The organism is Fodinicola acaciae (assembly GCF_010993745.1).
In the GTDB taxonomy this organism is placed as follows: Bacteria; Actinomycetota; Actinomycetes; order Mycobacteriales; family HKI-0501; genus Fodinicola; species Fodinicola acaciae.
The window spans coordinates 656,638-668,686 of sequence record NZ_WOTN01000002.1; the positions used below are offsets into that span (position 1 = coordinate 656,638).

Here is a 12,049-nt window from a genome sequence, read left to right on the forward strand (position 1 = left end):
AATCTGGGCCCCCACCCAGATCGGGCGGGGGGTGGGTTCGCGTGGTTACTTAGATAAGTTCAAAGTTGATCTTGAAGTTGCGCCTCACAGAGCTCTTTGACCACTTTGGTCTCTTTGGTCACGCTGGCCACACGATCTCATGCACGCAAGGGGGCCTTGCGTGCGCTGGGCGCACGTAAGGGGGCCTTACGTGCATCGACCAAGCCGACAAAAGCTGCATTTAGCGCTCAAACCATGGAACCAAGATCAACTTTTGATGTACGTAAGTAACCACGCGAACCCACCCCCCACCCGTTGTGGGTGGGGGCCAAAATTGCCAGGGGGGTACGACAGTTTCGGGTTGTAGCGGGTAGTTCAGTGCTCGAAGGGCAGTCGTTCGGCGTGTTGTAGGGCCAGGGCGAGGGCGCCCAGAGCTTCGGCGCGGTTGCCTAGTTGGGTGGTGACGACCTCGGCGAGGGAGGCGGCGCTGGGGATGGCATAGCGGCGGACGACGGTGCGCAGGGGGTCGAGGAGGAGGTCGCCGGCCTGGGCGAGTTCGCCGCCGACGACGATGACCTCGGGGTTGAGGAGGTTGGCGAGGTTGGCGGCGGCGACGCCGATGTGGCGGCCCGCGTCGGCGAGTACGCGGACGCAGCCGGGGTCGCCGGCCTGGGCGCGCGCGATCGCCTCCGGCAGGGTCAGCGCGCGACCGTAGGCCTGCTCCAGCAACCGCAACAGGATCGGTACGCCGGCCAGCATCTCCAGGCAGCCGCGGTTGCCGCAGCGGCAGACCGGGCCGTTCTCGTCGATCGTCGTGTGGCCGATCTCGCCGGCGGTGCCGGCCAGGCCGCGAAACAGCTCGCCGGCGATCACCAATCCAGCGCCGATGCCCGTGGAAGCCTTGATATAAGCCGAATCCCGCTTGCCGGCGCTGGCACCCCAGGTCATCTCGCCCAGCGCACCGAGGTTGGAGTCGTTGTCGACCACGACCGGCAGGCCGAGCCGGTCGCGCAGCACGTCCTCGGCGCGTACGCCGACCCAGTTCGGCAGGATCGACGACGAGCCGACCTCGCCGGTACGCACGTCGACCGGCGCCGGCAGGCCGAGCGCGACGGCGGCCAGCCGGTCGCGTCCCGACTCTCGCAGCGCCTCCTCAAGCAGCCGTACGGCCGTGTCGATGCCTTCGACAGCGCTGAGATCCGCGTCCACCTCGACGAACCGCTCGGCCAGCACCGACCCGGACCCGACGACGACGCGGATGTGCCGGTGGTCGAGGTCGATGCCGGCGGCCACCGGACCGCTGCCGAGCCGCACTTCGTGCGCTCGCCGGCCGTTGCTGGTGCCGATGCTGACCTCGACGGACCCGGTCGCGGTGAGCGTGCGTACGATCGCCGACACCGTCGCCGGCGCGAGACCGGTCCGGCGGGCCAGCTCGGCCTGGCTGGCCGGACCGCGGCGCAGCGCGTCGAGCACGCGGCGAGCGTTGGCGGCCCGCAGGGCGGCGGTCGACGCCGGCATCTCGTTCACCTCGTACGCAGCACGACGAAGGTCTCGGCCGCGCGATCGGACCCCAGGATCGCGGCTCGCTCGCGTACGCGCGCCTCCATCGCATCCGGGTCAGGCAGCTGCGACACATGCGACCGCAGCGCGGCGATCTTGGCGTCGAGCGTGTCGGTGATGTCGACGACGAAGTCCGGGTTGGGCGCGTCCATCAGCCACAGCTCGGACACCGTCCACGGCGGCAGGCCGAGCTCCGGATGCGCGAAGGGGTTGCGCGCGTCCGGATAGATCGCCGCGAAGGCCGCCTCGCCGACCGCCTTGTGGTCCGGATGCGTGGTGCCGAGCCGTGAGTAGTCGCGCTCGATCGCCGGCGCCACTACGCGCTGCGGTCGCACCTGCCGGATCACCCTGGTCAGGTCGCGGCGCAGCTCGTGCGTGACGTAGACGGCGCCATCGACATAGCCGTCCAGGAAACGCACGTCCGTCACGCCGACCGCCGCGGCCGCCGCGCGTTGCTCGGCCTCGCGGATGGCCGGCATCCGGTCGCGCGGCGTGTCGTCAAATCCGCCGGAGTCGCCGCGGGTGACCAGGCAGTACGTGACCTCGACGCCGGCCTTGGTCCATCGCGCGATGGTGCCGGCGGCGCCGAAGTCGATGTCGTCCGGATGCGCGGCGATGGCCAGCACCCGCCGTACGTCCGCGCTCGGCTCGGCGGACTTCGGATAGCTCATGCGGACGAGCGTATGCGGTGGTTACAGCGGGCCGCGGCCGGCTTCCAGGACGAGCATCGCGAGCCGTACGCCGATCGCGCCGACGCCTTTGCGGTAGCGCTCCAGGATCTTCTGCTCGCGGGACAGCACCAGCCGCGGTCCGCCGGCGGCGCGTCTGGCCAGTCCGACCTCGGCGGAGATGGCCGCGCGCTCGTTCCACAGCTCGATGATCGCCGCGTCGATCTGGTCGATCCGCTCGCGCCACTGGCCGAGCTGGTCCTGGTAGGTGGTCTCCTGCGTGTTCACCGGTTCTCCTGTCGGGTTGGTTTCCCCTGGCCCGGCAAGAAAAAGCCCCGGGCCGATGCAGCCTGGGGCGGGTGGTCTGTTCGCGCGTCAGTCCACGGCGGCCGAGGCTCGGTCGCCGTAAAAAAATCGTGCACAGTGCGCGCGCATGCCGTCAGTCTGCCACGAAACCGGCGACTCGCGGAACAGGCGTCCCACAGTGCAGGAAACCGCTGGCCAGCGGCCCGCGCGAAACACGTGCTCCTCCTCGAACGTGTGTCCGGCTCCGGCGCCTACACTGGACGGTGATGAGCACCCTTTTCGAGGTTCCGGTCGCTGCCGAGGAGAAGCCCAAGCGCCGCGGGCTCGATCCGGAGCGGCTGCTGGACGGCCTCAACGACGCGCAGCGCGCCGCCGTGACACATGCCGGTGGTCCGCTGCTGATCGTGGCCGGCGCAGGCTCCGGCAAGACCAGGGTGCTGACCCACCGCATCGCCTATCTGCTGGCCGCGCGCAAGGTGCATCCCGGCCAGATCCTGGCGATCACCTTCACCAACAAGGCCGCCGGCGAGATGAAGGAGCGGGTCGGCGGCCTGGTCGGCAACCGCGCCAGGGTGATGTGGGTGTCGACGTTCCACTCCGCGTGCGTACGGATCCTGCGCGCCGAGGCCAAGACGATCGGCATGAAGAGCAGCTTCTCGATCTACGACGCCGACGACTCGCGGCGGCTGATGACGCTGGTGGCGCGCGAGCTCGACCTGGATCCGAAGCAGTATCCGGCTCGTTCGCTGATCGCCAAGGTCTCCAACCTCAAGAACGAGCTGGTCGACCCGGAGACGTTCACCTCGCAGGCGGCCGGTCCGGCCGATCGTGCGCTGGCCGAGGCGTACGCGGCCTACCAGCGCCGGCTCACCGAGGCGCACGCGCTGGACTTCGACGACCTGATCATGACCACGGTCAACATGATGCGCGCGTTTCCGGCGGTCGCCGAGCACTACCGGCGGCGGTTCCGGCACGTGCTGGTGGACGAATATCAGGACACCAACCACGCGCAGTACGCGCTGATCCGGGAGATCGTCGGCGGCCCTGGCGACGGCATCAAGACCGAGGACGGCGAGGAGCTGTCGCCGGCCGAGCTGTGCGTGGTCGGCGACGCCGACCAGTCGATCTACGCGTTCCGCGGCGCCAGCATCCGCAACATCATGGAGTTCGAGCGCGACTATCCGGACGCGAAAACCATTCTGCTGGAGCAAAACTATCGTTCCACCCAGACGATCCTGTCTGCGGCCAACGAGGTCATCACCAGAAACACCGAGCGCAAGCCGAAAAACCTCTGGTCGGACTCCGGCGACGGCGAGAAGATCCGGCTGTACGTCGCCGACAACGAGCACGACGAGGCGGCCTGGGTGGCCGGCGAGGTCGACCGGCTGTGCGACCAGGACGGCGTGCGTCCCGGCGACGTGGCGATTTTCTACCGTACGAACGCACAGTCGCGAGTTTTCGAGGAAGTCTTCATCCGGGTCGGCCTGCCCTACCGGGTGGTCGGCGGCGTACGTTTCTACGAGCGCAAGGAAGTCCGCGACGCGCTGGCCTATCTGCGCGCACTGTCCAACCCGGACGACACGGTGAGCGTGCGGCGGATCCTCAACGTGCCCAAGCGCGGCATCGGCGACCGCGCGGAGGCGTGCGTGGCCGCGCTGGCCGACCGCGAGCGCATTTCTTTTGGTGCGGCGCTGGAAAAAGCGATCGAGGCGCCGGGCATCTCGACGCGCGCGGTCAACGCGATCGGCGAGTTCGTCGACATCATGGCGCGGGTACGGTCCAAAGTGGACAGTGAGCCGCCGGCCGAGCTGCTGGAGGAGCTGCTGGCCGGCACCGGCTACGTCGCCGAGCTGGAGGCGAGCACCGACCCGCAGGACGAGTCGCGGGTGGAAAACCTGCAGGAGTTGGTGAGCGTCGCGCGTGAGTACGCCGACCGCGCGGCCGCCGCCGGCGACGAGGTGTCGCTGGCCGGCTTCCTGGAACAGGTCGCGCTGGTCGCCGACGCCGACTCGGTGCCGGACGCGCCGGAGGACGGCGAGTCCGGCCGCAGGGCCGGCATGGTCACCCTGATGACCCTGCACACCGCCAAGGGCCTGGAGTTTCCGGTGGTGTTCCTGACCGGCCTGGAGGACGGCGTCTTCCCGCACCTGCGCTCGCTGAGCAACATGAAGGAGCTGGAGGAGGAGCGCCGCCTCGCGTACGTCGGCATCACGCGCGCGCAGAGCCGGCTCTATCTGTCCCGTGCCTTCACGCGTACGGCCTGGGGGCAGCCGCAGTACAACCCACCGTCCCGGTTCCTGGAGGAGATCCCGACCTCGCTGATGAAGGTCGATCGCGAGGAGCCGACCCGCGAGGACCGGTCCAGGTGGAACGGCAACAGCGCGCAGCAGCGGCTCGCCAACCGGGGCATGACCTCGTCGTACGCGCGTCCGGCGCGGTCCCGGTCGGCGTCGGCCGGCCCGGGTGGCCGGGAGATCCCGGTGCTGGAGGTCGGCGACCGGGTCACCCACGACAGCTTCGGGATGGGGACGGTCGTCGGCCTGCGCGGCGCCGCCGAAAAGCAGCAGGCCGAGGTCGACTTCGGCAGCAGCGGCAAGAAATGGCTCCTGCTCCGCTTCGCTCCACTGGAGAAGATCTGAGCTGCTACACCTGCGACCAGGAGGTGGCGCTGGCGACCGCGCCGCCGCGTGAGCGGATCGCGTACGACGGACACTGGCGGGTCGCGCACGTGATCACGTCGTCGTTGCCCGGCTGGCTGGTGCTGATCCCGCGGCGCCACGTCGTCACGGTCGCCGAGCTGACCGACGGGGAGGCCGCGTCGCTGGGCACGTGGCAGGTGCGCGTGTCACGGGCGCTGCACGAGGTGGTCGGCTGCGAGAAGACGTACGTGGCGCAGTTCGCCGAGGCCGCCGGCTTCGGCCATGTGCACTTCCACCTGATCCCGCGGATGCCGGGGTGGGCCGCCGGCGAGCGTGGACCGCAGGTCTTCCGCCGTCTGGGCGTGGCGGCCGCAGATCACGTGCCGGAGGCGGAGATGGACCGGCTGTCCTCGCGACTTGCCGCCGCGCTGGTTTGAGCCGTCGCGTACGCGGGTATCCACCGAACGCGATGGTGACCGAGAGGAGTTCTCAGAGGTTGGTGTTCTCGCCGTCCTTGGCGAGGTTGAGGCCGCGAGCGCGCAGCCACGGGATCGGGTCGGTGGGCGTGCCGTCGACGCGGACCTCGAAGTGGCAGTGCGGGCCGGTCGAGTCACCGGTGCTGCCGACCAGCGCGATCGGGTCGCCGGCCTTGACGCGCTGGCCTTCGTGCACGAGCAGCTTGGAGTTGTGGCCGTAACGCGTGCTGATGCCGTTGCCGTGGTTGATCTCGACCAGGTTGCCGTAACCGCCGTACCACCGGGCGATGCTGATCACGCCGTCATGCGAGGCGACCACCGTGGAGCCGAACGGAGCGGCGATATCGGTGCCGGCGTGCAGGACACCCCAGCGGATGCCGAAGCCGGAGCTGAGTGGGCCCTGTGCCGGCTTGAGCCAGAGATCGGCGGCCTTTGGCTTGGGGGCCGCGGTGCGGCGCTGCGAGCGCGAGGCGCGGTCGACGCGCGTGCTGCTTGGCGCCTGGACCGTCGTGTTGGCGTTGCCCGCGTGTAGGTCGACGTTGGTCGGACCGGCGGCGTTGGTGCTGCCGATGGCCGGCAGAGCAGAGCCCGCGCTGAAGGCCACCACACCGGCGCCGACGACGGCGCTGGTGACCACGATCGCGTACCTGCTCCGGGTGTCGATCGGCGCACGATGGCTGCCGCGATGACGTCCGTGTGGTTTGCGATGGTGCACGTGACACCCTTCGTTCCTCACCCGCTCGGCGTTACAGGTGCGTGCGGGCCCATTTCACGCGCGGCCGTGCGGCGTTAACCGTCTGAGCCGGGGGAAGTCGCGGCGCCGGCCCCTTTCACCGGCACCGCGAAACAGTAGCACTCGTCACCATCCGGACCGTCGCGGGCCGTCGGCGTGTCCGGAAAATCCCTGCCTGACCTGCGATATCGGCATGTCAGCGCAGGCATGTCGAGCAAGATCAACGATCATGCGCGTATCGCATCATCGGCAATGTGAAGAAGTCCTGCGGGGATTCCGCATGTGGCCAATGCCATCCGGCTCGCTGAACGCTCGTTAAGCACGTCGCCGTACCGTTAGGCTGGCGTTGCAGGGACTGGCTGGGAGGTGCGCGATGGCCACGGAGTTGCGGAGCCGGATCCGGGTGGTGGTCGCCAAGCCGGGCCTGGATGGCCACGACCGAGGCGCCAAGGTGGTGGCGCGGGCGCTGCGCGACGCCGGCATGGAGGTCATCTACACCGGCCTGCACCAGACGCCGGAGCAGATCGTCGAGACGGTGATCCAGGAGGACGCCGACGCGGTCGGCCTCTCGGTGCTCTCCGGTGCGCACATGACACTGTTCACCAGGGTCACCGAGCTGCTCAAGGAACGCGGCGCCGACGACGTGGTCGTCTTCGGCGGCGGCATCATCCCGGACGCCGACATCGCCGAGCTGCAGCGGCTCGGTGTCGCGAAGGTCTTCACGCCTGGCGCGGCCACCATGACCGAGATCGTCGACTGGGTCCGCGCGAACGTCGCCTCGCCGGTCGGCTGACCCGGCTCGGGCAAATCGCAGCCGTACGGTCGTGGCTGGGGCGATACTCGGCTCGGAGGAGCCGACGATGCCGGGGATCGAGAAGCCACCACCGCCACAGCCATCGCGCGACGCACTCGTGCTTTTCGCGGGACGCCAGACGCCGCAGTCCATCGCGCTGGCCACCGTGGGTGGCGTGCTCGTCCTGGCGCTCGTCGCGTTCACGCTCGGCGATTCGAGTCGCCCGTGGATCTTCCTGGTGTGCGCGGCGGTCGCCGTCGTCTTCGTCGGCGTGATGGTGTTCCGGGCCAGCAGGACCAAGGCCGACCCGGTGCCGGTCTTCGCCGCGGACCGGCGCGGCGTCTGGTATCGGACCAGCGGACCCGAGCTGGAACACGCGCCGTGGCACGCCATCGGGTCGATCACCGCGTACGGCCGCTATCTGATCCTCAACCCGGCGGCCGGACGGCTGCCCGGCAGCGGCATGTCCGGCCAGGTCACCGTCGCGGTGTGGAACGTGACCTGGGGAGGCGTGCCCAACCCGAGCATGCGGTCGGTCCGGTATGCGCTGCGATATCTCGCCGGCGACCGGGTGGAGATGCTTGGCTGGTGGTGACGAGTGCAATCGGCCACAGGACGCCGGTCGCGTGTCGTACGCCCGATGGCGTGTCGATAGTCTCCGGAACAGTCACCGGCGATGAGGACGAGGCGGTACGGCAGTGGATCTGTACGAGTATCAGGCGCGGGACCTGTTCGCCAAGCACGGCGTACCTGTGCTGGACGGCGCGGTGGCCGACACCGCCGCGGAGGCGAAGGCGATCGCCGAGCGGTTCGGTGGTCAGGTGGTCGTGAAGGCGCAGGTGAAGACCGGCGGCCGCGGCAAGGCCGGCGGCGTGAAGCTGGCCGACGACCCGGCCGACGCCGAGGCCAAGGCGGGCCAGATCCTCGGCATGGACATCAAGGGTCACACCGTGCACCGGGTGCTGATCGCGCAGAGCGCCGAGATCGCCGAGGAATACTACGTCTCCTTCCTCCTCGACCGGTCCAACCGTACGTTCCTGGCGATGGCCAGCGTCGAGGGCGGCGTCGAGATCGAGGTCGTCGCGGCCACCAAACCGGAGGCCCTCGCGAGGATCCCGGTCGACGCGCTGAAAGGTGTCGACGAGGCCAAGGCGCGGGAGATCGCCGAGGCGGCCAACTTCCCCGCCGAGCTGGTCGAGCCGGTCGCCGCGGTGCTGGTGAAGCTGTGGGAGGTGTTCACCACCGAGGACGCGACGCTGGTCGAGGTCAACCCGCTGGTGAAGACCAGCGATGGCACCGTGTTGGCGTTGGACGGCAAGGTCACGCTGGACGACAACGCCGACTTCCGGCAGCCGGAGCACGCGGCGCTGGTCGACAAGGCGGCGACCAACCCGCTGGAGGCCAAGGCCAAGGAGCTCAACCTCAACTACGTCAAGCTGGACGGCGAGGTCGGCATCATCGGCAACGGCGCCGGCCTGGTCATGTCCACGCTGGACGTGGTCGCCTACGCCGGTGAGAAGCACGGCGTGAAGCCGGCGAACTTCCTGGACATCGGCGGTGGCGCGTCCGCCGAGGTGATGGCCAACGGCCTGTCGGTGGTGCTCGGCGACGAGGCCGTACGCAGCGTCTTCGTCAACGTCTTCGGCGGCATCACCGCCTGCGACGCGGTGGCCGACGGCATCGTCAAGGCGCTGGGCATCCTCGGCGACCAGGCGACCAAGCCGCTGGTCGTACGGCTGGACGGCAACAACGTGGTCGAGGGCAGGAAGATCCTCACCGACGCGGCGCACCCGCTGGTGACGCTGGTGGACACGATGGACGACGCGGCCGCCAAGGCCGCCGAGCTTGCGGCTGTGGGGGCCTAGGTCATGGCGATTTTCCTGAATGAGAACAGCAAGATCGTCGTCCAGGGGATGACCGGCTCGGAAGGCATGAAGCACACGCAGCGGATGCTTCGCGCCGGCACGACGGTCGTCGGTGGCGTCAACCCACGCAAGGCCGGCCAGAAGGTCGACTTCGAAGGCAACTCGCTGCCGGTCTTCGGCACGGTCGCCGACGCGATGGCCGAGACCGGTGCGGACGTGTCGGTGATCTTCGTACCGCCGGCGTTCGCCAAGAGCGCGGTCATCGAGGCCATTGACTCGGGTATCGGCCTGGCCGTCGTCATCACCGAGGGCATCCCGGTGCACGACTCGGCGGCCTTCTGGGCGCACGCGGTCGCGACCGAGGCTGAGTCTCCGGGGACACCCCGAACCCCGAGGACGCGGATCATCGGCCCGAACTGTCCCGGCATCGCCAGCCCCGGCAAGTCCAACGCCGGCATCATCCCGGCCGACATCACCGGCCCGGGCTCGATCGGCCTGGTGTCGAAGTCCGGCACGCTGACCTACCAGATGATGTACGAGCTGCGTGACATCGGCTTCTCGACGGCCGTGGGCATCGGCGGTGACCCGGTCATCGGCACGACGCACATCGACGCGCTGCAGGCCTTCCAGGACGACCCCGAGACCGAGTCGATCGTGATGATCGGCGAGATCGGCGGCGACGCCGAGGAGCGGGCGGCGGCGTACATCAAGGAGCACATCACCAAGCCGGTCGTCGGTTACGTCGCCGGTTTCACCGCGCCGGAGGGCAAGACGATGGGCCACGCCGGCGCGATCGTATCCGGCTCCTCCGGCACCGCGCAGGCCAAGAAGGACGCGCTGGAGGCGGCCGGCGTCACCGTCGGCAAGACCCCGAGCGAGACCGCCCGCCTGCTCCGCGACCGCGTCAAGGCTTAGAGGCCGCGCGAATAGGGGAACGACTTCTTAACCTTCTTGTACGGCGCGAAAGTGTCGTACGTGGTTGGTGGAATGGCCCCCACCCAGTGACGGGTGGGGGGTGGGTTAGAGGCCTTTCGCCATGACGAAAATTTTGCGCCATGGGCGTGCCTCTCGACCCACCCCCGCCCCGAGCACTGGGTGGGGGCATTTCGTGCGGCACGTGGCGAGCGCCGGCATTTGTGTGGGGCTCGCCGAGTGACGTTATTTGCCCGGCGTTCGCCGAGCGACGCCTTTTCTGTGTCGCTGAGCGGTGAACGACGTACATCAACCGGCGGTCAACGAGCGCCGGCATTTGTGTGGGGCTCGCCGAGTGACGTTATTTGCCCGGCGTTCGCCGAGCGACGCCTTTTCTGTGTCGCTGAGCGGTGAACGACGTACATCAACCGGCGGTCAACGAGCGCCGCACATTTCTCGGCTCTCGGTGAGTGGCGACGTTTGTCCGGTGGTCGCGGCCGTGGCGACATTTGGGCGGCTCTCGGTGAGTGGCGCCGTTTCTGTGACGCCGAACGCCCAACGACGGACGTTAGGCGGCAACCGGCAACCGGCAACCGGCAACTGGCGAGGGCCGGACATTTGGTCGGTGCGTACGACAGTCTCGCGCCGGAGCGGTCGGTGGGAAGGCTGCCAACGGCGTGTCCGGGCCGGGACCGGGGGATGTGGCTGTCAGAGTGGATCGAGTGACGGACGTGCTGGAGCCCGGGACCGAGACCGGCGAGCTGCCGAAGCCGGATCCCGACCGCCGGCCGGTGCCGCTGTGGCTGGCCGCCGCCAGCACGACCGGTTGGGCCGTGCTGACCAGCATGGGGCCGCTGCTCGCGGTCGTCCTGCTCACCTGGGTCGTCGACGCCGGCAACGGCACGAAGGCGATCGACGCCGTACGCATCGGCATCGGCATCTGGCTGCTGGCACACGGCGCCAGCCTCAAGATCGGCGGCCTGCTGGTCGGCCTGGCGCCGATCACGGTGACCGCGCTGACCTGCTGGCAGCTGGTACGCGCCGGCACCAACGCCGGCCGGGCGGTCGGCGCCGACAACCTCAAGCTCGGTGCCAAGGTCGTCGCGACGGTCGCCGCCTGCTACACGCTGGCCGGCGCGATCGCCGCCGCGGTGGTCCTGGGCGGTCCGGCCGAGGTGCCGATCCTGCCGGCGGTCGCCTCGGTCGCCACCCTCGGCCTGCTCGGCAGCGCGCTCGGCGTGCTGCGGCTGGAGCGCGTACGCAAGGACCTGCTCTCGCGGTTTCCCCGGCCGGCGCTGGTGATCGGCCGCGCCGGCCTGGCCGCCGCCATCGCGGTGCTCGGCGCGGGCGCGGTGGCCGCGGCCGCCGGCCTGGTCCTGCACTGGCAGCGGACGGCCGCGCTGATGGGCAGCCTCGACGGCGGTCCGGTCGGCGTGATCGGCCTCAGCCTGGTCTGCCTGCTGTACGTACCGACCGTGTCGATCTGGGGTGCCGCCTATCTCACCGGCCCCGGCTTCATGGTCGGCGCCGGCACGCACGTCGGCCTCTTCGGCGTCAGCCTCGGACCGCTGCCGGCGATCCCACTGCTCGGCGGCATTCCGTCGGCGGCCGCACCCTGGCCGGCATACGTCCTGCTGGCGCTGCCGGTCGCGGCCGGTGTCGGCGCGGCGCTGATCCTAAAGCGGTCGACCGCATGGCCGCGGGAGTGGTCGTGGCGATTCGGTTACGCGGCGCTCACCGGTCTGGTCTCCGGGGTGCTGCTCGCGGCGGCGGCGCTGGCCGCGGCCGGTCCGCTCGGGGCCGCGCGGCTCGCCGCGATCGGTCCGTCCGGCTGGCAGGTCGGCCTGTCCGGTGGCCTGGAGATCGCGCTTGGCGCCGCCGGCCTGGTCGCCTACGACTACGGCCGCGAGTGGTGGCTGGAATATCGGCAGGAGCGTGCCGAGCAGCTCACCGAGCCGCTGCAGACAGAGCCGGCCGCCGAGGACTCAATCACCGAGGACTCAATCACCGAGGACTCAATCACCGAGGAGCCAGCCACCGGGGACCAGTCGACCGAGGCGCTGCCGGCCGAGTCACCGGCCGGCACCGATAGGCCCGACGAGCCGGAAAACTGAAACC

The 12,049-nt window shown here is 69.6% G+C and carries 11 protein-coding genes; 7 read left to right on the forward strand and 4 right to left on the reverse strand.

Annotated elements, in window-relative coordinates; translation table 11 throughout:
• Positions 1-354: 354 nt before the first annotated feature.
• From GNX95_RS18435 to GNX95_RS18445, 3 genes are read right to left on the reverse strand one after another with little or no spacing between them, the layout of a single operon-like run.
• Positions 355-1,497, reverse strand: coding sequence for an ROK family transcriptional regulator (locus GNX95_RS18435; RefSeq protein ID WP_163508646.1), 1,143 nt, complete (start codon positions 1,495-1,497; stop codon positions 355-357).
• Between the two features lie 5 nt (positions 1,498-1,502).
• Positions 1,503-2,210 (reverse strand): PIG-L deacetylase family protein, encoded by a 708-nt coding sequence (locus GNX95_RS18440; protein WP_163508647.1) that lies wholly within the window; start codon positions 2,208-2,210, stop codon positions 1,503-1,505.
• A 21-nt stretch (positions 2,211-2,231) separates the two neighbouring features.
• A complete protein-coding gene (locus GNX95_RS18445; protein WP_222853739.1) occupies positions 2,232-2,495 on the reverse strand; it encodes a chorismate mutase in 264 nt (87 codons plus the stop codon).
• A 284-nt stretch (positions 2,496-2,779) separates the two neighbouring features.
• Between GNX95_RS18445 and pcrA the strand changes: the two genes are divergently transcribed.
• Both pcrA and GNX95_RS18455 read left to right on the forward strand, forming a co-directional pair.
• A complete protein-coding gene (gene pcrA / locus GNX95_RS18450; RefSeq protein ID WP_163508648.1) occupies positions 2,780-5,152 on the forward strand; it encodes a DNA helicase PcrA in 2,373 nt (790 codons plus the stop codon).
• Entirely contained in the window at positions 5,113-5,589 is a 477-nt protein-coding gene (locus GNX95_RS18455) for an HIT family protein (protein WP_222853740.1), read from the forward strand. The genes pcrA and GNX95_RS18455 overlap by 40 nt, the downstream gene beginning before the upstream one ends.
• A 52-nt stretch (positions 5,590-5,641) precedes the next feature.
• Here the strand turns inward: GNX95_RS18455 and GNX95_RS18460 are convergent, their stop codons facing one another.
• A complete protein-coding gene (locus GNX95_RS18460) occupies positions 5,642-6,265 on the reverse strand; it encodes a M23 family metallopeptidase (protein WP_163508649.1) in 624 nt (207 codons plus the stop codon).
• A 469-nt stretch (positions 6,266-6,734) separates the two neighbouring features.
• On the opposite strand from GNX95_RS18460, the gene icmB reads away from it, so the two are divergent.
• From icmB to GNX95_RS42215, 5 genes are all read left to right on the forward strand, one after another.
• Positions 6,735-7,154: a coenzyme B12-dependent isobutyryl CoA mutase small subunit gene (gene icmB, locus GNX95_RS18465; protein WP_222853741.1), complete on the forward strand. Its 420-nt coding sequence runs from the start codon at positions 6,735-6,737 to the stop codon at positions 7,152-7,154.
• Between the two features lie 67 nt (positions 7,155-7,221).
• Positions 7,222-7,749, forward strand: a complete 528-nt coding sequence (locus tag GNX95_RS18470; protein ID WP_163508650.1) for a hypothetical protein — start codon at positions 7,222-7,224, stop codon at positions 7,747-7,749.
• 103 nt (positions 7,750-7,852) lie between these two features.
• Entirely contained in the window at positions 7,853-9,019 is a 1,167-nt protein-coding gene (gene sucC / locus GNX95_RS18475; protein ID WP_163508651.1) for an ADP-forming succinate--CoA ligase subunit beta, read from the forward strand.
• Between the two features lie 3 nt (positions 9,020-9,022).
• The gene (sucD, locus tag GNX95_RS18480) at positions 9,023-9,934 is read left to right on the forward strand and encodes a succinate--CoA ligase subunit alpha (protein WP_163508652.1); all 912 of its coding nucleotides are present in this window, start codon (positions 9,023-9,025) and stop codon (positions 9,932-9,934) included.
• Positions 9,935-10,653: 719 nt separating this feature from the next.
• Positions 10,654-12,045, forward strand: coding sequence for a cell division protein PerM (locus GNX95_RS42215; RefSeq protein ID WP_187369662.1), 1,392 nt, complete (start codon positions 10,654-10,656; stop codon positions 12,043-12,045).
• Positions 12,046-12,049 lie beyond the last annotated feature (4 nt).